Here is a 21,167-nt window from a genome sequence, read left to right on the forward strand (position 1 = left end):
GAGCGCCCTCCGATGCGGATACTTGCAATGCTGGCCCTTGTGGCTGCGCTGTCGGGCTGTGCTGTGTCGTCGCCCTTCGAGGCGTCACCCGAGGAGGTTGCGGCCAAGGCCTATGTGCCGGAGGGGCCGCCAAAGCTCACCATCTTCACCATGGTCAACAACACCACCGGCGCCGGCGGGCATACGGCGCTGATGGTGTCAGGCTCGCAGCAGGTGATCTTTGATCCTGCGGGCTCGTTCCAGCACCAGCTGGTGGCCGAGCGGGGCGACGTTCTCTATGGAATCTCGCCGGCCTGGGTTCAGGCCTACAAGAGCGCCCATGCTCGCAATTCGCACCATGTTGTCACGCAAGAGATCGTGGTGACGCCGGAACAGGCAGAGATCGCGCTGCAACTGGTGCGCCAGAACGGGGCGGTGCCGGGCGCCTTCTGCACCCGCTCGACAACGGCGATCCTGAAGCAGGTGCCGGGGTTTTCGGACATCGAGCCCACGTTCTATCCGGTGAAGCTGATGGATCAGATCGCAGGGCGTCCGGGCGTGGTGACGGATCGCTACTACGAGGACGACGAGGGCAACGTGCGAGACGGGATTGTGCCGGTCGAAGGGTAGAGGCGTAGAGCTGTAAGTCTCCGACGTCGATACATCTGAGTGAGGACCGTGCCCGGCCCGAGGGTGGGCAAGACAGGTCTTACGCTTCCACCCGATAGACGTAATCCGAGTGCGTCTAGGTCTGGTGTCAGGCGCCCATCAGCCACAACAACCCGAAGAGCGTTCCCGCCCCGGCAATGATCGCTGCCAGCACGTTTTTCGTGAGCAGCCCCACCACCAGCGTCACCGCGGCGGCGGACATGCGCGGCAAGTCGGCCTCGCCCCCGGTTGCGGCAGGCCAGACGACCTGGGGTGCGACAAGCGCGGGCAGGATTGCGACAGCGGTATAGCGCAGGTGGCGCAGCAGCCAGGCGGGCATGGGCCGGTCGCCGACGATCCCCAGGAAGGTGAAGCGCAGCGCGTAGCTGCCGATGCCCAAGCCGATGATCACGATCCAGAGGGTTGTGGTGTCAATCATGGGCCAGCCTCCTGCGTGCGAGCCAGACTTCCGCTTGCGCCCCCGCCATCATGCCCAGCGTGCCCGCGATGATCAGGCCCAGCGAATAGGGCACCGTGGCGGTGAGCAGGCTCACCGCGATGCCCACGAGCGCCGCAATCACATGCGCCGCGGTGCGCAGCATCGGCGCCACAAGGGCCAGGAAGGTGATCGGCAGGGCAAAATCCAGCGCCCAGGTCTCGGGGATTTGCGTCCCGACGAGCGCGCCGATCACCGTGCTGATGTACCAGAGCGGGACAATTGGGCTGAGCACGCCGGAGAAATAGGCCATGCGCTGCGGGACACTCATCTGCGGCTCTTTCTCGAACTGCGCCACCGAGCAGGCATAGGACTGATCGACCGTGAAGTACGCGGCAATGGCGCGCTGCCAGAAGGGCGCGGCGCCGATCCAGGGAGTGAGCGAGGCGGAATACATCGCCACCCGCAGGTTCACGGCCAGCGCCGAGGCCAGCACGATCACCGTGGGCGCGTTTTCCTGCATCAGCTGCAACGCGGTGAACTGTGCCGCCCCGGCGAAGACCACGGCAGAAAAGGCCAGCGTTTCCAGGACGTTCAGCCCGGCTTCGGTGGCGAGAACGCCGAACAGCATCGCAAAGGGCACCACCACGAGGATGAAGGGCGCGCCATCTGCAACACCCTTCCAATAGGCTCCCGCCGTCGTGCGTGTTTTCGATGTGGTGGAGGGCATGATATGCTTCTAGTGTGTCGCCCAAGGCGTAGCCCAGCCCGACGGAGGATGCAATTGGCCAAACTGGACGACACCCGCGATTACCTGATCGCACCCGATCCCGGTGCCGCGCGGCTGACGCGGGCGGTCACGGGCACCGATCACACCGGGGCTGCGGTTGAGACCAATGTGGTCGAGGAACGTCCGCTGACGATCTTTCTGAACGGTCAGGAGATCGTGACGGCGATGACCATCGGCGACTATCCCGACTATCTGGCGCTGGGGTTTCTGCGCAATCAGGGCATGCTGCGCGCCGATGACGAGATCACCCGCGTGGATTATGACGACGAGCTGGAAACGGTCGTGGTGCGCACCGCCCGGCAGACGGATTTCGAAGAGAAGCTGCGCAAGAAGACCCGCACGAGCGGCTGTGCCGTGGGCACGGTTTTTGGCGACATGATGGCCGGGCTCGAAGGTGTTGTGCTGCCGCAGACTGAGGTGCGGACGTCGTGGCTTTACAGCCTGAGTGGTAAGATCAATCGCACGCCGTCGTTGTATCTTGAAGCGGGGGCGATCCATGGCACGGTGCTCTGCTATGAAGATCGGCCGCTGGTCTATATGGAAGACGTCGGCCGCCACAATGCGGTCGACAAGATCGCGGGCTGGATGCTGGCCGAGGGCGTGAGTGCAGCGGATAAGATCCTCTACACCACCGGGCGGCTGACCTCCGAGATGGTGATCAAGACGGCGATGATGGGCATCCCGGTGCTGGCCTCTCGGTCGGGCTTTACGGCCTGGGGCGTCGAGATTGCCCAGCAGGTGGGGCTGACGTTGATCGGGCGCATGAAGGGGCAGCGCTTTGTCTGCCTCTCGGGTGAGGCGCGGCTCATGCGTGATGCGGACCCGGCGGCCGTTCCGGACGAGCCGCGGCGTGCGGGGCGGAAGGCTGCGGAATGAACCAACCTCTGGGCGTGATTCTCGCGGGCGGGCAGGCCACGCGCATGGGCGGCGGCGACAAGGGCCTCCTGCGCCTTGGCGGGCAGACCCTGCTCGACCGGGTGATCGAGCGGCTGTCGCCGCAGGTGGCGGGGCTCGCGCTCAATGCCAATGGCGATCCGGCGCGGTTTGATCGCTTCGGCCTGGCGGTGCTGGCGGACAGCGTGGCGGGGTTTGCCGGGCCGCTGGCGGGGGTACTGGCCGGGCTCGATTGGGCGGCGGAGCAGGGGGCGGAGACGATTGTCACCGCCGCCGCCGACACGCCGTTTTTTCCCGGCGATCTGGTGCCGCAGCTGCTGCTCGCAGGCGAGGGCATGGATCATCCGCTGGTGCTGGCGGCCACGCCGGATCCGGAGCGCGGCACCGTGCGGCATCCAACCTTCGGCCTCTGGCCCGTGGCTTTGCGCGATGATCTGCGCGCGGCCCTTGTGGGCGGGTTGCGCAAGGTTGTGCTGTGGACGGACGCCCATGGCGGTCGGCTGGCGCGCTTCCCGGTTGCGCGTTTCGATCCGTTTTTCAACGTGAATACCCCCGACGATCTGGCGCGTGCCGAGGCGTTGTTATGAAGCTTTACGGGGTCGTCGGGTGGAAAAATGCGGGCAAGACCGGGCTCATGGAACGGCTGGTGACCGAGATCACCGGGCGTGGGCTCACGGTGTCGACGGTGAAGCACGCGCATCACGTCTTCGACGTCGACCAGCCGGGCAAGGACAGCCATCGCCATCGGGAGGCCGGGGCCACCGAGGTGCTGCTTGCCTCGCGGAAACGCTTTGCCCTGATGCATGAGCTGCGCGGAGCAGAGGAGCCCACGCTGGAGACGCTGCTGGCCAAGCTGAGCCCGGTCGATCTGGTGCTGGTCGAGGGCTACAAGCGCGATGCGCACCCCAAGATCGAGGCGTTCCGGGCCGAGACCCGGAACCCGCTGATCGCTGCGGAAGACCCGACGGTCCGGGCCGTGGCGAGCGACAGTGCGGTCGAGATCGACAGGCCGGTCTTTGACCTCAATGACACGGTGGCCATTGCAGATTTCATCCTCGCCGAGGTGGGGTTGTGAAGGCGTTCGAGACGGTGGTGATGGTCGATTGGTCGGGTGGCAATGACACCGGGCCCGCGCCGCGCGCCGATGCGATCTGGGCATGCGTAGCGCGGGAGGGACGCGCCGAGGAGCCGGTCTATCTGCGCAATCGCGGGGTGGCCGAAGACTGGCTCACGGCGCTGTTTGAGACCGAGCGGGCGGCCGGGCGCCGGGTGCTGGCCGGGTTTGATTTCCCCTTTGGATATCCCGCCGGGTTTGCCGCGGCCATCACCGGGCAGGCCGACCCTTTTGCGCTGTGGGACTGGCTGGAGGCGCGGATCGAGGACAGCCCCAAGGCCAACAACCGCTTTGACCTTGCGGCTGAGATCAATCTGGGGTTCGGCGGGCGCGGGCCCTTCTGGTTCAACGGGTTGAAGCGCGAGATTGACGGGCTACCACGCCGCAAGACGGATTATCACAACCCGTTTCCCGAGCGGCGCGCGGCGGAGGAGCAGGCCAAGGGTGCGTTTTCGTGCTGGCAGCTGGGGGGCACGGGGGCCGTCGGGTCGCAGGTGCTCATGGGGCTGCCGGTTCTGGCGCGGTTGCGCAAGCGGTTTGACGCCGCCATCTGGCCGTTTGAGCCTCTGGATAAGTCGATTGCGCTTGTTGAGATTTGGCCATCCCTGACACTTGGGGTGGCGCCCAAAGATCGCATTAAGGATGCCTGGCAAGTTCAAGAGATTGCGCGAACTGTGTCGGCTCTCGATGTTGAGGTGCTGCACCGCATGCTTGCTGTGGAGGAGCGGGACGAAGGTTGGATATTTGGTATCGGCCATGAAGACGTGTTGCGCGAAGCCGCTCGGCAACCACCGCGGTTGTCCAACAGCTGCTTCGCGCTGCCACCGGGCGTGCATTGGACGCCGGTGCGCGAGGCACTGGATCTGCTGAACGCAAGGCTTGCGCCGATCACCAAGATCTCCCGGTGCCCGGTGACGGATGCCGCAGGCCAGGTGTTGGCTGAGGATGTCACAGCCAAACGGTCGAACCCACCGCTGTCCAACACCGCCGTTGATGGATACGGCTTTGCGGGCGGCAAAGAGGCGGGCGTGCACAGCATGCCGCTGGCGGGGGGCCGCGCGGCAGCGGGTGACAGGCCCGGAACAGTTGATGCGGGCAGTGCGGTGCGCATCCTCACCGGAGCGGCCCTGCCCGAGGGCGTGGACACGGTTGTCTTGCAGGAAGACGTGACACTGCAGGAGGGCGAAATCGCGTTTCGCGGCCCGATCAAACAGGGGGCCAACACGCGCGCCGCGGGCGAAGACGTGGTCGCAGGCGATGTGGCACTGGTCAGCGGAACGCGGGTTGGGCCCGCGGAAGCTGCGCTGCTGGCCGCGGTGGGCGTGCAGGAGGTCGAGGTGCGCGCGCCCCTGCGCGTCGCGGTCATCTCCACCGGCGCGGAATTGGTCGAGGCCGGGGCGGCGGCTGGTCCGGGTCAGATTTTTGACGCGAACCGACCCATGTTGCTCGAGATCATCCGCCGTCTTGGCCATGAGCCTGTTGACATGGGGATCGTGCCTGATGACGGGGCCGCGCTGTCGAACCGGCTTGACCAGGCGGCAGCACGGGCGGATCTGATCCTGACCAGCGGGGGCGCCTCTGCGGGGGACGAAGACCATGTCTCGGCGCTGCTCAAACAGGCCGGTGCGATGACGCTCTGGCGCATCGCCGTCAAACCGGGCCGTCCGCTGGCGCTCGGGTTCTGGTCGGGCGTGCCGGTCTTCGGCCTGCCCGGAAACCCGGTGGCGGCGATGACCTGCGCCTTGATCTTTGCGCGCCCGGCGATGGCCCGCCTCGCGGGGATGCCCTGGGTGGAGCCGCAGGGGTTCGCCGTGCCCGCGGCCTTCCGCAAGGCCAAGAAGCCGGGCCGGTCAGAGTTCCTGCGCGCGCGCATCCGCGAGGGTCGGGCGGAGGTGTTCCCTTCGGAAGGCTCGGGCCGGGTGTCGGGGCTCAGTTGGGCCGAGGGTCTGGTGGAACTGCCGCATGAGGCGATGGAGATCACACCCGGCACGCCGGTGCGCTATATCCCCTTCGGCAGCTTCGGGCTATAACCTCGAGGCTTTCCACTGGCCCGTCGCGCTCTACGTCCGCTGCGAAGACAAGCTTTCAGAGAGGTCCTCCGTGCTTCCATCCAAACTCCTATGTGCCGGGGTGATCGGCCTTTTCGCGGCGCAGGCGCAGGCCGAGTGTGTCCAGGCGCTGACCGTGAAATTCGTCGAAAGCGCGCCGCGCGACCGGTTCGAGATCATTCACACGGCGACGGGGGTCTTCGTGTCGGACCTCCGCATCGATTTGCGCGGCTCATCCGGGGGGCTGATCTTTGATACCGCGGCGGGCGGCGCCGGGGTCGAGGTGTTTCAGCCCTTTGCCGCCGGTGACGGGGTGGGCGATGCGCAGATCGCTGATGGTGCGGATCAGCTCAGCATTCGGCTCGACGCGCTCTCGGCCGGGCAGCGCACCGGTTTCACCATCGACGTGGACGACCGACAGGCGCACTCCGATCTGGGCCAGATCCGGGTCACGGGCGCCGAGATTGCGGGTGCGCGGGTGACCTTCACGCTGGTTGATGGCGCTGAACTTGAGGCGGAGTTTGACGCAGAGAGCCGCGCCAAGGTCTGCACCTGACCTGCGCGTATCGGATGGCACGGTGCCACATCTGGATATCGCATAGAGGGCAGGGCGCGCCGACAAACCCATGATCTGACGCGGATGGCGCGCTAGTCGAAGGTGCCCGCGACGCGGCCCAGCAGCATGAAGGCGCGGGCCGTTCGCGTCTCGGCTAGCGCGGAGATTTCGCTGTCTGACGCGGTGGTTTCGAACTCCGCGAAGGTCTTGTCGAAACGGCGCAGAAAGTGATGCGCCGCGTCGCGAAAGATCGGGTCCTGCTTCATGCGGCCCGCCGTCAGAGCGAGTGAGGAGCGGTCGCGCACGCCGCCCAATGCGGCGATGGGGCGGCCCCGTGCCCCTTGCCCGAACTGGCGCCAAATCTCGGGGCGCGCGCGGTCCGGGCGCAGATCGTCCATGTAGATGCCGTCCTGGCTGAGCAGGGTCAGCACGTCTTGCGCGGCCTGGATCAGCTGTGCGGCGGAGCGGTCCTTCAGCGCGCGACGCAGGGCGGCGAAACCCGCTTCGTCCTCTGCCGTTTCGGGGAAGTTGAGCGCGCGGATGAAGTCTTCGACCGCCAGCGGAGGGGCCATATCGCCCACCTGTGTGCCAAGCGCCAGCCGGGGCTGATCATCGACTGCGGGGTCTGGCGCCGGCGCCGGCGCAGGGGCACGCTCATTTTCGCGGCGCGAGGTGAAGGTGGCGAGCGCTGTTTCGGTCTTGCGCGCGGCTTCGGCGATCTCGTCGAGCTTGCGCGCCACCGAGGCGGGCTCCGGGCCCATCGCACCGCTCTGGTTCTGGGCAATATAAGCGTGGCGGATCGCATCGATGGCGGTCTGCAGACGCTGGCTTTCCTCGCGCATGATCCGGCTGGAGCGCGCGGCGGTGGCGGCGACCCAGATCATGCCAACAGGCATGAAAATCGCCAGCATGACCATGATGAAGCGCAGCCCGTCGAGCCCCTCGCCTGCTGTCGGTGCGAAGAGAAAGAAGAGCGCCGCTGCGAGCAGCCACAGCCCCGAGAGCGCCAGCGCGACCACCTCGATGCTGGTGATCCCATCGGTGCCGGGCCGGTCATAGATGCCCAGCGGCGTCGGGCGCGTGCTCGGCTCTGCGCGCTCTGATGTGTCTGTCGTGTCCGTCATCGTCGCAATTCCCGTCAGGCGTAGACGATCTTGAGCACCTCATAGGATTTCTCACCGCCCGGCGTGCGCACTTCTACGCTGTCGCCTTCGTCCTTGCCAATCAAAGCGCGGGCGATCGGCGATTTTATGTTCAGCAGGCCCTGTTCGATGTTGGCCTCATGCTCGCCCACGATCTGCCAGGTCTTCTCCTCGTCGGTGTCTTCGTCGACCAGTGTGACGGTGGCGCCGAACTTGATGGTGCCGGACATTTTCGACGGATCGATGACCTCGGCCAGACCCAGCACGCCCTCCAGCTCCTTGATGCGGCCTTCGATAAAGGACTGCTTTTCGCGGGCGGAATGATACTCGGCGTTCTCCGACAGATCGCCGTGCTCGCGCGCCTCGGCGATGGCGGCGATGATGGCGGGGCGCTCGACGGATTTCAGCTGTTTCAGCTCCGCTTCCAGATCGGCGTGGCCCTTGCGGGTCATGGGTATCTTGTCCATCTGTACTCGTCCACGAAATGATGCGGCCCGCCGGGCAAGCCGGGGGCCGCTGGTGAAGGTTGGCAGATAGCTGACCCAAATACGGAGGAAAATGCAAGAGGATCGTTCGGCTTTGCCAGCCTCTGTCAGTCGTATTGCACCACCTCGTATTCAATGTTGTCGTGATCATGGAAGTAGAACCGACGCCCAGGCTCATAGTCGCCATGGTTGCCGGGGGTGAAGCCCGCGGATTTGACCGCGTCCTCCATCGCGTCGATGTCGTCGACCACCACCGCGATATGGTTGAGCCCGCCACGTGTGACGTAGCTGCTGGGCCCGTGTGTGGTGTCCGCGCCAGGCGTGTAGAGCGCCAGGTACTGGCTGTCTGTGCCCACGTGGATTGAATGCCCGCCGTCCTTGGCTTCGCCTTGCCAACGGATGTGCCAGCCAAAGAGGTCCTGCATCCAGGCGGCGGTCGCGGCCCCATCGGAGACGGTGTAATTGGCATGTTCAAGCTGTGCGGTCATCGGGTGTCTCCTCTTGAATTTCTCTCGATGACCTGTACCGTAATTTCTAAACCTAACTTTAGGTCAAGGGGTTTTTTGCATGGCATTGAACGACGGGCTGTCAATTGGCGCGCTGGCCTCTCGGACCGGGCTCGCCGTCTCGGCGATCCGCTATTATGAAGCGCAAGGCTTGATCAAACCCTGGCGCAATCCGGGCGGGCAGCGGCGGTTTGAACGCTCCGATCTGCGGCGGCTCAGCTTCGTGATGATCGCGCAGCAGTTCGGCTTCACCCTGCCGGAGATTCGCGCTGAGTTGGACCGGCTGCCCGGGGGGCGCACGCCCACCAAGGCCGACTGGGCGCGGATCAGTGCCGGGTTCCGGGATCGGCTCGACGAAAAGATCGAGACGCTCACCCGGCTGCGCGACAATCTCGACGGCTGCATTGGCTGCGGATGCCTGTCGCTGCCCAATTGCGCGCTCTACAATCCGACCGACCGGGCGGCGGAAAAAGGGGCCGGGCCGCGCTATCTGATGGGCGACTGGCCCGAAGCGTAAGCACATCACATGAATTTTTGTTGATTTTTTTCACGAAGCACCTTTATGACGTCTCGTTGCGATTGCATTGGCTGGGCGCGTGGTTTAGCCAATCGCGAACGATTGTTGCGCGGGTGGGGCCGCGCCCCGATGGAATGTGAGGGAGCCGGAGATGTCCGAGACAGAACGCGAAGCAATGGAATACGATGTCGTCATCGTTGGCGCGGGCCCGGCGGGCCTGTCGGCGGCGATCCGGCTGAAACAATTGGACGCCGATTGCAACGTGGTTGTGCTCGAGAAGGGCTCCGAGGTGGGCGCGCATATTCTGTCTGGCGCGGTGCTGGACCCGGTCGGGCTCGACACGCTGATCCCGGACTGGAAAGCGAAAGGCGCGCCGCTCAACGTGCCGGTGGTGGAAGACAACTTCTACATGCTCGGCGAAGCGGGCAAGCTGCGTATCCCGAACTTCCCGATGCCGCCGCTGATGAACAACCACGGCAATTACATCGTCTCCATGGGCAACGTCTGCCGCTGGATGGCGGAGCAGGCCGAAGAGTTGGGTGTGGAAATCTTCCCCGGTATGTCCTGTTCGGAGCTGGTTTTCGACGACAATGGCGGGATAAAGGGCGTCGTTGCGGGCGAATTCGGCAAGAATGCCGATGGCAGCAAGGGCGATGGCTACGAGCCGGGCATGGAGCTGCATGGCAAATACGTCTTCCTCAGTGAAGGCGTGCGCGGGTCGCTCTCAAAGCAGGTGATCGCGAAATACAGCCTCTCCGATGGGCATGAGCCGCAGAAATACGGCCTCGGCATGAAGGAGATCTGGGAGATCGATCCGGCCAAGCACCGCGAAGGGGCTGTGACCCACACAATGGGCTGGCCGCTGAACAGCAACGCGGGTGGTGGCTCATTCATCTATCACCTTGAGAACAATCAGGTTTACGTGGGTTTCGTGGTGCACCTGAACTACAAGAACCCACATCTCTTCCCTTACATGGAGTTCCAGCGGTTCAAGCACCACCCGATGGTCGCCGAGCTCTTGGAGGGCGGCAAACGCGTCGCCTACGGCGCGCGCGCGATTTCCGAAGGTGGCTTCCAGTCGATGCCCAAGATGGTGGCGCCGGGCGTGGCCCTGCTCGGCTGTTCCGTCGGCATGGTCAACGTGCCGCGGATCAAGGGTAACCACAACGCGATGCTCTCGGGCATCGCCGCCGCTGAGGCCGCGATTGCCGCCATCGCCGAGGGGCGCAGCGGCGACGAGCTGACCGCCTACGAGACAGATGTACGGACCGGAAAGATCGGCCAGGATCTGAAAAAAGTCCGCAACGTCAAGCCCTTGTGGTCGAAGTATGGCCTCACCGCCAGCCTGACCTTGGGCGGGCTCGACATGTGGACCAACACGATGGGCTTCTCGCTCTTCGGCACCATCGGTCACGGCAAATCCGACGCCGAGGCGACCGAAGAAGCCGCCAAGCATCAGGTTATCGACTATCCCAAACCCGACGGCAAACTGTCCTTCGACCGGCTGACCAACGTCGCCTTCTCCTTCACCAATCACGAGGAAAGCCAGCCCGCGCATCTGACGCTGAAAGACGCGGAGGTGCCGGTGAAGGAAAACCTGCCGAAATACGCGGGCCCCTCGGCGCGCTATTGCCCGGCGGGGGTCTATGAATTCGTCGAGGAAGAGGGCAAGGACGCGCGGTTTGTGATCAACTTCCAGAACTGCGTGCACTGCAAGACCTGCGACATCAAGGACCCGGCGCAGAACATCGTCTGGACCACGCCGCAGGGGGGCGACGGGCCGAATTATCCCAATATGTAAGGCCGCTGCCTGGCCGCACGGTTGCCGCTAAGGGGCGCTTAAGGATCGCGCAGTATCAGTGGAATATGGCCGCGCGGCGCGCCGCAGGATTGCGCTTGGTCCCGAACCTGTTAGCCTGAGGCAAAATAGAAACTTCCCGAGGGAGCAGCCCCTGTGTTTCGACTGATGACCACCACCGCCGCACTGGCCTTGTCCGTGACGGTTGCGATGCCGTTGGCCGCGCAATCCATTGCCGGGCCGTATCTTGCCGCGCGCTCCGCCGCTATGCAGAGCGATTATGAGCAGGCGGCCACCTATTTCATCCAGGCGCTGGCGCGCGATCCGGGCAACCCGGCGTTGATGGAAAGCGTCGTGGCGGCGCAATTGGCGCTTGGTCGGGTCGAGCGGGTGGTCCCCGTGGCCGAAGCGCTCGCCAGTCTTGTCGAGGACAGCCAGATCGCCGAACTGGTGCTCACCGCCGATATGATCCTCGAGGAGGAGTATGACGCGCTGCTGGCCAGCACGCCGAGCGGGCAGGGTGTCGGTCCGCTCGTCGACGGGTTGATCAAGGCCTGGGCGATGCTGGGAGCCGGGCGCGCGAATGATGCGCTGGCCGCCTTTGACGAGGTGGCCCAGGAGCCCGGGCTTCAGGGATTTGCACTGTATCACAAGGCGATGGCCTTGGCATCCGTGGGTGATTTTGAAGGCGCGGAAGAGATTTTCGCTGGCGATACCACTGGTTCGATCGTGCAGACGCGGCGCGGCGTTCTAGCGCGTGCCGAGGTCCTGTCACAGCTGGAGCGCAACGCGGAAGCGCTGGCGCTGCTGGAGCGGATGTTCAGCGGGGCCACGGACCCCGAGATCGAAGAGATGATCGAGACGCTGAACAGCGAAGAAGCTGTGCCTTTCCGGCATATCACCTCGGTGAAAGACGGTTTTGCCGAGGTGTTCTATTCCGTTGCCGCGGCGCTGCGCAGCGAGGCGGGGCCCGAATACACGATCCTTTATGCGCAGATCGCCCTGGCGCTGCGGCCGGAGCATGTGGACGGGCTGTTGCTGACGGCGGACCTCTTCGAGACGCTGGAACAGTATGAACAGGCCATCGCGGTCTACCGGGAGGTGCCGCAGAACGATCCCGCCTATCATGCGGCTGAGCTCGGGCGCGCCGAAGCGCTGCGCCGCTGGGGCAAGCCGGATGCGTCGATCGAGGTCCTCGAACAGCTCACCCGCAGTCACGGCCACCTCGCCTCGGTGCACTCCTCGCTGGGCGATGCCCTGCGCCAGGAAGACCGCTTTGCCGAGGCCGTTGTCGCCTACAACCGGGCTGCGGCGCTGGTCGAAGATCATGGCGGGCCGAGCTGGTTCCTCTATTATGCCCGTGCCATCTCGCATGAACGGCAGGGCAATTGGGATGAGGCCGAGGCGGATTTCCGCGCCGCGCTCGAGATCAACCCGGGCCAGCCGCAGGTGCTGAACTACCTCGGGTATTCGCTGGTGGAGAAACAGATCAAGCTGGAAGAGGCGCTCGAGATGATCGAGCGCGCGGTCGCGGCCAGCCCTGACAGCGGCTATATCATCGACTCGCTGGGCTGGGCGCTCTACCGATTGGGCCGCTATGAAGAGGCGGTGCCGCATATGGAGCGCGCGGTTGAGCTGATGGCCGTCGATCCGGTGGTGAACGATCACCTCGGCGATGTCTACTGGGCCGTGGGTCGCAAGCGCGAGGCCGAGTTCCAATGGGCGCGCGCGCTGTCTTTCGTCGATGAGGACGACCCGATTAGCGAGGCCAAGCCCGAGCGGATCCGGCGCAAGCTCGAGGTCGGGCTCGATGTGGTTCTGGCCGAGGAAGGCGCGGAGCCGCTGCATCTTGCCCGCGACTGACCCGAGGCTGCCCGACACCATCCGCTGTTTCGCCCCGGCCAAGATCAACCTGACCCTGCATGTCACCGGCCAGCGCGCCGATGGCTATCACCTGCTCGACAGCCTGGTGATGTTCGCCGATGTCGGCGATCAGCTGCATTTGACGCCGGGCCCGCGCCTGGCCCTGCAAGTGACGGGGCCTTTTGCGGCTGGCGTGCCAACGGATGAGCGCAACCTCGTCTGGCAGGCCGCGGAACTGGCGGGCTGGCGCGGGCGGATCGATCTGGAGAAACACCTGCCCCATGGCGGCGGCATCGGCGGCGGATCGGCGGATGCAGGCGCGGTGCTGCGCGCGCTCAACTGGAGCCAAAGCGCCGTCTCGCTCGGCGCCGATGTTCCGGTGTGCCACTACGGTCAAGCTGCCTGGATGTCCGGCATCGGCGATCAGGTCACGCCCGCCGCCAATGTCCCCGCCTTCCATGCTGTTCTGGTCAATCCGCGCAGGCCTGTTGGCACGCCAGCGGTTTTTGAACGCCTTGCCAGAAAGGACAATGCGCCCATGCAGCCCGCGCCGCAAGGGTCGGAAGCTACCGACTGGATCGCCTGGCTGCGCGCGCAGCGCAACGATCTGGGCGCGGCGGCGCAGGCCGTGGCACCGGTGATCGCGGAGGTTCTGAAGGCGTTGGACCAGACCGAGGCAGTGCTCTTGACCAGAATGTCGGGCTCTGGCGCCACTTGCTTCGGTCTCTATCCGACAGAGGCGGCAGCCCAGGCCGCCGCCCGTGTGCTGTCAGACACGCACCCGGACTGGTGGAGTGTGGCGACGGTGCTCAGGTGATCCGCTCGACCACATAGTCGGCCAGATCGCTGAGCATGTCCTTGACGTCATGCGCGGGCAGGGGGGCGAGCGCGGCTTTCGCCTTGGCGGCCCACGCGCGCGCCTCTGCGGCGGTGTCGGTCAGCGCGCCATACTTGCGCAGCAGGGCCTGCGCGGTGTCCAAGTCGCCCTCGGTCTGTTTACCCTTCTCGATGGTGCGCTCCCAGAACTCGCGCTCCTCCGCATCGGCCTGCGCCACAGCCTTGAGCAGCGGGAAAGTGAGCTTCCGCTCGCGGAAATCATCGCCGAGGTTCTTGCCGATCGCCCCCGGATCCCCTTGAAAATCAAGCAGATCATCCACGATCTGGAAAGCGATCCCGAGGGCATCACCATAATCGAAGAGCGCGCGCACATGCGCCTCGGGCGCATCGGCGATGACGCCGCCCACCTCGGTCGCTGCGGAAAACAGCGCTGCCGTTTTGCCGCGGATCACCTGCATGTAGATCGCTTCGGTGGTGCCCAAATCCTGGCTCGCCGTGAGCTGCAAAACCTCGCCTTCCGCAATGGTTGCCGAGGCGTTCGACAGGATGTCGAGCACGCGCAGCGAGCCGGTTTCCACCATCAGCTGGAAGCTGCGGGAAAAGAGATAGTCGCCCACCAGCACCGAGGATTTGTTGTCCCACAGCAGATTCGCCGTGGGCCGCCCGCGCCGCTGTCCGCTTTCATCGACCACATCGTCATGCAGCAGGGTCGCGGTGTGGATGAACTCCACCGTGGCGGCAAGGTTGATGTGAAACCGCCCCTCATAGCCGCAAAGATGCGCCGCGGCGAGCGTCAGCATCGGGCGCAGCCGCTTGCCGCCTGCTTCGACCAGATGCGCTGTCACCTCGGGGATGCGCGGCGCATGTTCGGAGGCCATCCGCGCGCGGATCAGGGTGTTCACCGCGTCGAGGTCGGCAGCCAGATAGGCGGCCATCCGGTCATGCGGTTTTTGCGAATTCTCGGTCTTCGGCATCAACTTCCCGTTTGCAGGCTCGACATCGCGGCCGGCTTGCCCTTACATCCCTGATATGAAGGAACTTTTGCGCAGCACAGACCCGACGATCATCGCCTTTGCCACGGCCCTTCTCCAAGGCGAGGATATAGACTGCTTTGAGTTGGACGTAAACATGAGCGTGCTCGAAGGCGGCATCGGAATCTTCCCGCGCAGGCTCATGGTGCGGACCGAAGATCACGAGGTCGCAGCCCGGGTCATGCTGGACAATGACATCCCCCTGGGGAAATGACCGACAACATCACACGGGACGCGTTTCTGGGCGGGCGCGTGCGGCTTTATCAGCCTCGCACAGGCTACCGCGCGGGCGTTGATCCGGTGCTGCTCGCGGCCAGCGTCAAGGCCGCCCCGGGGCAATCGGTGCTCGACCTCGGCTGTGGCGTTGGTGCGGCGATGTTGTGCTTGGCCGCGCGGGTGCCGGGCCTTTCACTGACCGGGGTCGAGGTGCAGGACGACTATGCGACACTTGCCCGCCGCAACGGTGGAGGCGCGGCGGAGGTGATCACCGCTGATATCACGGATCTGCCTGCTGATTTGCGCCAGCGCCAGTTTGATCACGTGCTGGCAAACCCGCCCTATTTCGACCGCGCCGCGAGCCGCGCGGCGCATGACACGGGCCGCGAAGCCGCGCTGGGTGAACGGGCGCCGCTGGCAGATTGGGTGCGTGTCGCAGCGAAACGTCTGAAACCAAAGGGTCTGGCGCATATTATCCACCGGGCCGAGCGTTTGCCCGACATCCTCGGCGCCTGGCCAAGCGGGATGGGCAGCATCGAGGTGCTGCCGCTTTCGCCCCGTGTCGGCCGCCGCGCTGAGCTTGTGATCGTGCGGGCGCGCAAGAACGGACGGGGCGCCTTCAAGCTGCATGCACCGCTCGTCTTGCATGCCGGAGCGCGGCATACGACAGACGCCGATGACTATGTTCCAGAGGTCAAAGCCGTGCTGCGTGACGGCGCTGCGCTGGAATTCTAGCCGCCGTTAATACAATTTTAACGAGTATCGCCCCCATGCTGCTTGTGCGGCGTGACTTGAATCACCATCTGTGATTCACTCGACACCGTACCGTTGCAACAGGAGGAATGAATGAGCGTCACTGCACATGTCGACCAGCTGAAGAAGAAGCATCAGTCCCTGAGCGAAGCCGTCGAAGAGGCCCAACGCTCGCCCGGTATGGACGATCTCGCAATTGCCGACCTGAAAAAGCAGAAACTCCGTCTCAAAGAAGAAATCACGCGCCTGTCGAGCTAGGGCTCGACCCGAAGCTGGCGTAAGCGGCTACAACGGCCCCGCCGGTGACCAGCAGTGCCGCGACGCCCAACGTTGTTGAGAGCGGCGCGACGCCAGCCAGTACCAAGACGCATGTCGACAAGAGCGGTGCCGCATAAGAGGCCGCACCGAGCAATTGAATGTCGCCGCGTTTGACACCGATGTCCCAGACGAAAAATGCCAGGCCCACGGGGCCGAGGCCCAAGAGAGCTGTGGCCGCCCAACCAGTGGCGTCTTGAGGCAGGACCGTTTGTTCAAAGAGCAGATGCAGCGGCAAAGACAGGGCCGCCGCGCCCAGGCAGAAGACGGTGACCGATTGGGTCGGCGCGTCGCCCACCAGGCGCGAGAGCACCGAATAGCTTGACCAGGTCAGCGCGCAGATCAGCGCCAGCGCATAGCCTGGCAGATATGCGGCCTGAAATCCTTGCCCGCCGCCCGAGATGATCAGGGCGGCCCCGGCAAAGCCCACCACAGCCCCGATCACGTGACCGCGCCGGAGCCGCTCGCCCGGCAACAGGCCGGACAGCAGGACGATCAGTAGAGGCCAGAGATAGGCGATCAGCCCGGCCTCCGCGGCGGGCGCCAGTCGCAGGGCGGAGAAATAGAGCGCGTGATACCCGAAAAGACCAAGTGTGCCAAAGAGATACACGCGCCAGGACACCTGCCGCAGAACGCCGAAGCCCCCCGACAGAGCCGTCCAGATCAGGCCGCAGGTGCCACCGATCGCGAAGCAGATGGTGTTGAGCAGAAGCGGCGGGGTCGGGGCCGAGCCCACGGTCAGCACCGCCAGCAGCGCCCAGAGGATCACCGCGATGAAGCCGATGGCAGTAGCCTGTGCCTTGCTCATGCGGCCCGCTCGCCCGGCGCGACCACCTGCAAGCTCTCGGTGATATGGGTCGTCTTGTCGATCTCGCTCAGGATCCACTCGCGAAACGCCTTGACCTGCGGGCGGTTCTCGCTGCCCTCGGGGCAGAGGAAGCGGAACTTCGCACCGGTGGACAGCGCAACCCCATAGGGCGTGACGAGGCGGCCTTCGTCGATGTCCTTCACCACCAACGCGCGCCGCCCCAGCACAACGCCAACGCCCGCCAGCGCCGCATCGACCGCGTGATCGGCTTGGCTGAAATGCGGGCCGTGGGTCGGGTTGAAGTCGACACCCATGGCGGCAAACCACGCCCCCCAGTCGCAGGGCGGGCTGAGGAAATTGATCGAATCGTCGAAGATCAACGGCGCCTCGGTCAGGCTTTGCGGATCGGGGTAGCGCGCGGCAAAGGCGGGGGTCATGACCGGCGCGATCCATTCCTCGGCCAGCGGCAGGCAATAGAGCCCGTCGCCGCCCTCCTTGCCAAAGCGGATGGCCACGTCAATCGCATCGCGCCCGAAGTCCATGATCCGCAAGGCCGCCGAGAAGCGCAGCTCGATCTCGGGATGCGCCTTGGCAAATTCATAGAGGCGGGGTGCCAGCCACTTGGCGGTAAAGGCGGGCCCTGCGGTGACAGTCAGCGAATGATCGTCCTGCAGGCGTTGAGTGTTGCGCCAGGCGTTGACCAGCGTCTGAAAGCCTTCCGTCACGCCCGGTGCCAGCGTTTCGCCGGCTTCCGTTAGCTCCACCGCACGGTTCAGGCGGCGGAACAGGGGCGCGCCCAGATGCTCTTCCAGCGACTTGATCTGAAAGCTGAGCGCGGCGGGGGTGACCGCAAGCTCATCCGCAGCCTTTGCAAAAGACATGTGCCGGGCGGCCGCTTCAAAGGCGCGCAGGGCTGTGAGAGGAGGCAATCTGTTAACCATATTCGCTTAAGTACAGCTTAACTGAGGTCTTGGAAAGTCTCGTTTGTCAGCTTTGTTAGCGGCTGTCATAGTCATCTCAGATCAGATGACCTTTTGCAAACAAGGAGCCCCCCATGTTTGAGGCCACGACCCGCCGCGATACCCGCAATGCCATGCAACGTGCGCATGAAGAGCGCGCACAGGCCATGAAAAACGCCTGGCATTGGCTGTTTTCCTCTTCCCGCTGATCGGCTGCAGCGATCTTACGGGAAAAAAAGGGCCGGTCGTCATGACCGGCCCTTTTCTGTCGGATGGCCCTGCGGCTCAGACGAAGAACTGCGCGCCGTTGGCCGAGATGGTCGAGCCGTTGATGAAGCCCGAATCGTCCGACGCGAGGAACACAACGCAGCGCGCGATCTCTTCCGGCTCGCCCAAACGTCCCGCCGGGATCTGCGCAATGATCGACTCGCGCACCTTTTCTGGCACTGCCATCACCATATCGGTCGCGATGTAGCCTGGGCAGATCGCGTTGGCGGTGATGCCCGCGCGCGCGCCTTCTTGCGCCAGGGACTTCACGATGCCCAGATCGCCCGCCTTGGTCGCGGCATAGTTCACCTGTGCGAACTGACCCTTCTGGCCGTTGATCGAGCTGATCACGATGACGCGCCCGAACTTGCGCTCGCGCATGCCGGGCCAGATCGGGTGCACGGTGTTGAAGACGCCGGTGAGGTTGGTGTCGATGACTTCCTGCCACTGTTCCGGCGTCATCCGGTGGAACGGTGCGTCGCGGGTGATGCCCGCGTTGGCCACGACGATCTCGATGGGCCCAAGGTCGGCCTCGACGCCCGCGATGCCCTCTTTGCAGGCGTTGTAATCCGCAACGTTCCACTTGTAGGTCTTGATGCCCGTCTCATCGGTGAATTTCGCGGCGGCTTCATCGTTGCCGGCATAGGTGGCGGCGACGGTGTAACCGGCGTCCTTCAGAGCGTTGGAAATCGAAGCGCCGATACCTCGGCTGCCTCCGGTGACAAGGGCGACGCGGGACATGAGGGTTCCTCCATAGTGTTTCTGATAATCTTGTTACGCAAGGAAATCTGGATGCGCAATATTATTGCGTGTCCATCTCGCGTATTCTTCGGATGAAAGGCGAGGCGGCGCTGGGACGCGCCGCCTTGATCTTGATCAGGGGCGCTCAAGGCACATGGCAACACCCATGCCGCCGCCGATGCAAAGGGTGGCGAGCCCTTTCTTGGCGTCGCGCCGCTTCATCTCGAAGAGCAGGGTGTTGAGGATGCGTGCGCCCGAGGCGCCGATGGGATGCCCAATGGCGATGGCGCCGCCGTTCACGTTCACGATCTCGGGGTTCCAGCCCATGTCCTTGTTCACCGCGCAGGCCTGTGCGGCGAAGGCCTCATTCGCCTCGACCAGATCGAGATCTTCGGCTTTCCAGCCCGCCTTTTCCAACGCCTTGCGGCTGGCGTAGATCGGGCCCGCGCCCATGATCGACGGGTCAAGGCCGACGGTGGCGTAGCTGGCAATGCGCGCCAACGGCTCGATCCCGCGTTTCTCCGCCTCATCTGCCGACATCATCAGTGCCGCTGCGGCGCCATCGTTCAGGCCGGAGGCGTTGGCCGCTGTGACCGAACCATCCTTGGTGAAGGCGGGGCGCAGCTTCTGCATCGCTTCGATGGTGGCCCCATGTCGGATGTACTCGTCCTGTTCGACCACCGTGTCGCCTTTGCGGCCCTTTACGGTGAAAGCCACGATCTCGTCCGCAAAGTTCCCCGCCTTCTGGGCCGCTTCGGCCTTGTTCTGCGAGGCGACGGCGAATTCGTCCTGCTGCTCGCGGTTGATCTGCCACTTTTCGGCAACGTTTTCAGCGGTCTGACCCATGTGATAGCCGTTGAACGCGTCCCACAGACCGTCGCGGATCATCGTGTCGATATACTTGATATCGCCCATCTTGTGACCGGCGCGCAGAGGGGCGGCGTGCGGCGAAAGGGTCATGTTTTCCTGGCCACCAGCGGCAACAATGTCCGCATCGCCCAGCTGGATGTGCTGTGCCGCCAGGGCGACCGATCGCAGGCCCGAGCCACAGACCTGGTTGATCGTCCAAGCCGCGCTGTCCTGCGGCAGGCCCGCGTTGATATGCGCCTGGCGGGCCGGGTTCTGGCCCTGGGCCGCGGTCAGCACCTGGCCGAGAATGGTTTCGGACACTTCCGAGGCATCGACACCTGCGCGCGCCACCACTTCCTTCAGGACGGCTGCGCCCAGATCATGGGCGGGGATGGTTGCGAAGGAGCCGCCGAAACTGCCAACGGCGGTCCGGGCGGCGGATGCGATAACGACATTCGTCATGTGGTTGGTCCTTTACCAGCTCTGGCAAAGGGGCGTTCTCGCCGGGCCCCGGTTCAAAGGGCCCTGACCCCCTCACCTTTCATGGTTCGGTCCATACCGCATTCACATCTGGGCAGCAACCAAGTGGCCGCCGGGGTGGGCCGCTCAGATGGCTTTCTGTTTTTCGGCAGGCCGCAGCCAGTGGGGCCGGGTCGAGGCCGCCGCAAAGTAGAAGCCCTGCAGGCAGTCCACACCCAGCCGGATCAGGGTTTCGGCGTCTTCCTTGTTCTCGACGAATTCGGCCACGGTCAGCATGTCGAAATGCCGCGCGATCGAGACCAGCGCGGCGGTGAGCGCCTGGTTGTCAGGATCTTGCGCGATGCCCTGGATGAACTGCCCGTCAATTTTCAGGATGTCGAAGTAGAAGTCCTTGAAGTAGCGCAGCGCCGTGTAGCCCGCGCCGAAATCATCCATCGCAAAGCTGATGCCTTCGATTTGCAACCGGTCCATGAAGTCCACGACCAGTTCTGGCACCAGCATGGCCGAGCTTTCGGTGATTTCCAGGATCAGCCGCTCGGCGATCAGCGGGTTTCGCGTGAGCCAACGGTCGAGCGTGCGGTTCCACTGCCGATAGCCGATGGAGCGCGCCGACATGTTGACCGACAGGCGCAGGCTGGGGTTGTCGTTCAGCGCGCGCAGGCCCAGGCCCAGGGCGAGCGTGTCGAGCTGGCGCCCGAGTTCCGTATTCTCGATGGTGCCCATGAAATCGCTGGCCGGGATCACCCGGCCGGTGGAATCAAGCACCCGGATCAACCCCTCGTAAAAGGCGACCTTGTCGGGCGCGCGGGCCTGCATCACCGGCTGGAAGGCCAGCAGAACCTGCTTGTGCTTGATCGCCTCTTCCACCATCCCCACGGTGTTCCGGTCGCGCTGCGACAGGGCGAATTGCAACGGGTTCTCCGCGCCCGGGGGGACATCTGCCAACCGCTTTTTTCTTCCGCCGGACATCGCAACCTCACAGTGTTCTGACGTTGCCACTTTGCGGGCAAACTTGCTAAAATCGCGTAAATATTCTCATTTTGTTCTAATTTAGATCATATTTAACCCTTTGAAAAATATGGTAAACAAATCGGAAACCAGAATGCCGGTGTTCTGGCGCGACCCGGCCCGTTTG

24 protein-coding genes are annotated in these 21,167 nt (G+C 64.4%); 13 read left to right on the top strand and 11 right to left on the bottom strand.

What is annotated here, in order from left to right; translation table 11 throughout:
- Positions 1-12 precede the first annotated feature (12 nt).
- Positions 13-609 (top strand): hypothetical protein, encoded by a 597-nt coding sequence (locus tag ACVC7O_RS05410; protein WP_458325067.1) that lies wholly within the window; start codon positions 13-15, stop codon positions 607-609.
- Positions 610-736: 127 nt separating this feature from the next.
- On the opposite strand, the gene ACVC7O_RS05415 is transcribed toward ACVC7O_RS05410, so the two are convergent.
- Together ACVC7O_RS05415 and ACVC7O_RS05420 are read right to left on the bottom strand one after the other, a co-directional pair.
- Positions 737-1,066, bottom strand: a complete 330-nt coding sequence (locus tag ACVC7O_RS05415) for an AzlD domain-containing protein (RefSeq protein ID WP_458325068.1) — start codon at positions 1,064-1,066, stop codon at positions 737-739.
- Positions 1,059-1,793, bottom strand: a complete 735-nt coding sequence (locus tag ACVC7O_RS05420) for an AzlC family ABC transporter permease (protein WP_458325069.1) — start codon at positions 1,791-1,793, stop codon at positions 1,059-1,061. The genes ACVC7O_RS05415 and ACVC7O_RS05420 overlap by 8 nt, the downstream gene beginning before the upstream one ends.
- A gap of 48 nt (positions 1,794-1,841) precedes the next feature.
- On the opposite strand from ACVC7O_RS05420, the gene fdhD reads away from it, so the two are divergent.
- From fdhD to ACVC7O_RS05445, 5 genes are all read left to right on the top strand, one after another.
- Complete coding sequence (fdhD, locus tag ACVC7O_RS05425; RefSeq protein ID WP_458325070.1) at positions 1,842-2,729, top strand: formate dehydrogenase accessory sulfurtransferase FdhD; 888 nt, start codon at positions 1,842-1,844, stop codon at positions 2,727-2,729.
- Complete coding sequence (gene mobA / locus ACVC7O_RS05430) at positions 2,726-3,334, top strand: molybdenum cofactor guanylyltransferase MobA (RefSeq protein WP_458325071.1); 609 nt, start codon at positions 2,726-2,728, stop codon at positions 3,332-3,334. The genes fdhD and mobA overlap by 4 nt, the downstream gene beginning before the upstream one ends.
- The gene (gene mobB / locus ACVC7O_RS05435) at positions 3,331-3,822 is read left to right on the top strand and encodes a molybdopterin-guanine dinucleotide biosynthesis protein B (protein ID WP_458325072.1); all 492 of its coding nucleotides are present in this window, start codon (positions 3,331-3,333) and stop codon (positions 3,820-3,822) included. Before mobA ends, mobB begins: the two co-directional genes overlap by 4 nt.
- A gap of 20 nt (positions 3,823-3,842) precedes the next feature.
- Entirely contained in the window at positions 3,843-5,891 is a 2,049-nt protein-coding gene (locus ACVC7O_RS05440; protein WP_458326040.1) for a molybdopterin-binding protein, read from the top strand.
- A 70-nt stretch (positions 5,892-5,961) separates the two neighbouring features.
- A complete protein-coding gene (locus tag ACVC7O_RS05445; protein ID WP_458325073.1) occupies positions 5,962-6,465 on the top strand; it encodes an aggregation factor core in 504 nt (167 codons plus the stop codon).
- 92 nt (positions 6,466-6,557) lie between these two features.
- Here the strand turns inward: ACVC7O_RS05445 and ACVC7O_RS05450 are convergent, their stop codons facing one another.
- From ACVC7O_RS05450 to ACVC7O_RS05460, 3 genes are all read right to left on the bottom strand, one after another.
- On the bottom strand, positions 6,558-7,589 hold the full coding sequence (locus tag ACVC7O_RS05450) for a hypothetical protein (protein ID WP_458325074.1): 1,032 nt from the start codon (positions 7,587-7,589) through the stop codon (positions 6,558-6,560).
- A 14-nt stretch (positions 7,590-7,603) separates the two neighbouring features.
- Positions 7,604-8,074 (bottom strand): transcription elongation factor GreA, encoded by a 471-nt coding sequence (gene greA / locus ACVC7O_RS05455; protein WP_458325075.1) that lies wholly within the window; start codon positions 8,072-8,074, stop codon positions 7,604-7,606.
- A gap of 125 nt (positions 8,075-8,199) precedes the next feature.
- The gene (locus ACVC7O_RS05460) at positions 8,200-8,580 is read right to left on the bottom strand and encodes a VOC family protein (protein ID WP_458325076.1); all 381 of its coding nucleotides are present in this window, start codon (positions 8,578-8,580) and stop codon (positions 8,200-8,202) included.
- A gap of 79 nt (positions 8,581-8,659) precedes the next feature.
- On the opposite strand from ACVC7O_RS05460, the gene soxR reads away from it, so the two are divergent.
- From soxR to ACVC7O_RS05480, 4 genes are all read left to right on the top strand, one after another.
- Positions 8,660-9,115, top strand: coding sequence for a redox-sensitive transcriptional activator SoxR (soxR, locus tag ACVC7O_RS05465; protein ID WP_458325077.1), 456 nt, complete (start codon positions 8,660-8,662; stop codon positions 9,113-9,115).
- Positions 9,116-9,266: 151 nt separating this feature from the next.
- A complete protein-coding gene (locus ACVC7O_RS05470; protein ID WP_458325078.1) occupies positions 9,267-10,916 on the top strand; it encodes a 4Fe-4S dicluster domain-containing protein in 1,650 nt (549 codons plus the stop codon).
- A 153-nt stretch (positions 10,917-11,069) separates the two neighbouring features.
- On the top strand, positions 11,070-12,776 hold the full coding sequence (locus tag ACVC7O_RS05475) for a tetratricopeptide repeat protein (protein ID WP_458325079.1): 1,707 nt from the start codon (positions 11,070-11,072) through the stop codon (positions 12,774-12,776).
- Positions 12,763-13,593, top strand: coding sequence for a 4-(cytidine 5'-diphospho)-2-C-methyl-D-erythritol kinase (locus ACVC7O_RS05480; RefSeq protein ID WP_458325080.1), 831 nt, complete (start codon positions 12,763-12,765; stop codon positions 13,591-13,593). Before ACVC7O_RS05475 ends, ACVC7O_RS05480 begins: the two co-directional genes overlap by 14 nt.
- Here ACVC7O_RS05480 and ACVC7O_RS05485 read toward each other — a convergent pair.
- A complete protein-coding gene (locus ACVC7O_RS05485) occupies positions 13,586-14,587 on the bottom strand; it encodes a polyprenyl synthetase family protein (protein WP_458325081.1) in 1,002 nt (333 codons plus the stop codon). The genes ACVC7O_RS05480 and ACVC7O_RS05485 overlap by 8 nt on opposite strands.
- Positions 14,588-14,642: 55 nt before the next feature.
- On the opposite strand from ACVC7O_RS05485, the gene ACVC7O_RS05490 reads away from it, so the two are divergent.
- From ACVC7O_RS05490 to ACVC7O_RS05500, 3 genes are all read left to right on the top strand, one after another.
- Positions 14,643-14,858, top strand: a complete 216-nt coding sequence (locus ACVC7O_RS05490; RefSeq protein WP_458325082.1) for a putative signal transducing protein — start codon at positions 14,643-14,645, stop codon at positions 14,856-14,858.
- Positions 14,855-15,595 carry a tRNA1(Val) (adenine(37)-N6)-methyltransferase gene (locus ACVC7O_RS05495; RefSeq protein ID WP_458325083.1) on the top strand — a complete coding sequence of 247 codons (741 nt, stop codon included), beginning with the start codon at positions 14,855-14,857 and terminating at the stop codon, positions 15,593-15,595. The genes ACVC7O_RS05490 and ACVC7O_RS05495 overlap by 4 nt, the downstream gene beginning before the upstream one ends.
- A gap of 111 nt (positions 15,596-15,706) precedes the next feature.
- Positions 15,707-15,871: a YdcH family protein gene (locus tag ACVC7O_RS05500; RefSeq protein ID WP_263842963.1), complete on the top strand. Its 165-nt coding sequence runs from the start codon at positions 15,707-15,709 to the stop codon at positions 15,869-15,871.
- Here ACVC7O_RS05500 and yddG read toward each other — a convergent pair.
- The 5 genes from yddG to ACVC7O_RS05525 all read right to left on the bottom strand — a co-directional run bounded on the left by yddG (position 15,852) and on the right by ACVC7O_RS05525 (position 21,001).
- Positions 15,852-16,736, bottom strand: a complete 885-nt coding sequence (yddG, locus tag ACVC7O_RS05505) for an aromatic amino acid exporter YddG (RefSeq protein WP_458325084.1) — start codon at positions 16,734-16,736, stop codon at positions 15,852-15,854. The two genes, ACVC7O_RS05500 and yddG, sit on opposite strands and share 20 nt — an antisense overlap.
- Positions 16,733-17,677 (bottom strand): transcriptional regulator GcvA, encoded by a 945-nt coding sequence (locus tag ACVC7O_RS05510; RefSeq protein WP_458325085.1) that lies wholly within the window; start codon positions 17,675-17,677, stop codon positions 16,733-16,735. The genes yddG and ACVC7O_RS05510 overlap by 4 nt, the downstream gene beginning before the upstream one ends.
- A 303-nt stretch (positions 17,678-17,980) precedes the next feature.
- A complete protein-coding gene (phbB, locus tag ACVC7O_RS05515) occupies positions 17,981-18,703 on the bottom strand; it encodes an acetoacetyl-CoA reductase (protein WP_299676269.1) in 723 nt (240 codons plus the stop codon).
- A gap of 135 nt (positions 18,704-18,838) precedes the next feature.
- Positions 18,839-20,014, bottom strand: coding sequence for an acetyl-CoA C-acetyltransferase (locus ACVC7O_RS05520; protein ID WP_458325086.1), 1,176 nt, complete (start codon positions 20,012-20,014; stop codon positions 18,839-18,841).
- A gap of 144 nt (positions 20,015-20,158) precedes the next feature.
- On the bottom strand, positions 20,159-21,001 hold the full coding sequence (locus ACVC7O_RS05525) for an EAL domain-containing protein (protein WP_458325087.1): 843 nt from the start codon (positions 20,999-21,001) through the stop codon (positions 20,159-20,161).
- Positions 21,002-21,167 lie beyond the last annotated feature (166 nt).

The sequence above is a fragment of the Roseobacter cerffii genome (assembly GCF_054226325.1).

Excerpts from the sequence above, each read along its gene's own strand:
- ACVC7O_RS05410 (WP_458325067.1), top strand. The coding sequence starts at position 13 with ATGCGGATACTTGCAATGCTGGCCCTTGTGGCTGCGCTGTCGGGCTGT.
- ACVC7O_RS05415 (WP_458325068.1), bottom strand. The coding sequence starts at position 1,066 with ATGATTGACACCACAACCCTCTGGATCGTGATCATCGGCTTGGGCATC.
- ACVC7O_RS05420 (WP_458325069.1), bottom strand. The coding sequence starts at position 1,793 with ATGCCCTCCACCACATCGAAAACACGCACGACGGCGGGAGCCTATTGG.
- fdhD (WP_458325070.1), top strand. The coding sequence starts at position 1,842 with ATGCAATTGGCCAAACTGGACGACACCCGCGATTACCTGATCGCACCC.
- mobA (WP_458325071.1), top strand. The coding sequence starts at position 2,726 with ATGAACCAACCTCTGGGCGTGATTCTCGCGGGCGGGCAGGCCACGCGC.
- mobB (WP_458325072.1), top strand. The coding sequence starts at position 3,331 with ATGAAGCTTTACGGGGTCGTCGGGTGGAAAAATGCGGGCAAGACCGGG.
- ACVC7O_RS05440 (WP_458326040.1), top strand. The coding sequence starts at position 3,843 with ATGGTCGATTGGTCGGGTGGCAATGACACCGGGCCCGCGCCGCGCGCC.
- ACVC7O_RS05450 (WP_458325074.1), bottom strand. The coding sequence starts at position 7,589 with ATGACGGACACGACAGACACATCAGAGCGCGCAGAGCCGAGCACGCGC.
- greA (WP_458325075.1), bottom strand. The coding sequence starts at position 8,074 with ATGGACAAGATACCCATGACCCGCAAGGGCCACGCCGATCTGGAAGCG.
- ACVC7O_RS05460 (WP_458325076.1), bottom strand. The coding sequence starts at position 8,580 with ATGACCGCACAGCTTGAACATGCCAATTACACCGTCTCCGATGGGGCC.
- soxR (WP_458325077.1), top strand. The coding sequence starts at position 8,660 with ATGGCATTGAACGACGGGCTGTCAATTGGCGCGCTGGCCTCTCGGACC.
- ACVC7O_RS05470 (WP_458325078.1), top strand. The coding sequence starts at position 9,267 with ATGTCCGAGACAGAACGCGAAGCAATGGAATACGATGTCGTCATCGTT.
- ACVC7O_RS05485 (WP_458325081.1), bottom strand. The coding sequence starts at position 14,587 with ATGCCGAAGACCGAGAATTCGCAAAAACCGCATGACCGGATGGCCGCC.
- ACVC7O_RS05490 (WP_458325082.1), top strand. The coding sequence starts at position 14,643 with ATGAAGGAACTTTTGCGCAGCACAGACCCGACGATCATCGCCTTTGCC.
- ACVC7O_RS05495 (WP_458325083.1), top strand. The coding sequence starts at position 14,855 with ATGACCGACAACATCACACGGGACGCGTTTCTGGGCGGGCGCGTGCGG.
- ACVC7O_RS05500 (WP_263842963.1), top strand. The coding sequence starts at position 15,707 with ATGAGCGTCACTGCACATGTCGACCAGCTGAAGAAGAAGCATCAGTCC.
- yddG (WP_458325084.1), bottom strand. The coding sequence starts at position 16,736 with ATGAGCAAGGCACAGGCTACTGCCATCGGCTTCATCGCGGTGATCCTC.
- ACVC7O_RS05510 (WP_458325085.1), bottom strand. The coding sequence starts at position 17,677 with ATGGTTAACAGATTGCCTCCTCTCACAGCCCTGCGCGCCTTTGAAGCG.
- phbB (WP_299676269.1), bottom strand. The coding sequence starts at position 18,703 with ATGTCCCGCGTCGCCCTTGTCACCGGAGGCAGCCGAGGTATCGGCGCT.
- ACVC7O_RS05520 (WP_458325086.1), bottom strand. The coding sequence starts at position 20,014 with ATGACGAATGTCGTTATCGCATCCGCCGCCCGGACCGCCGTTGGCAGT.
- ACVC7O_RS05525 (WP_458325087.1), bottom strand. The coding sequence starts at position 21,001 with ATGTCCGGCGGAAGAAAAAAGCGGTTGGCAGATGTCCCCCCGGGCGCG.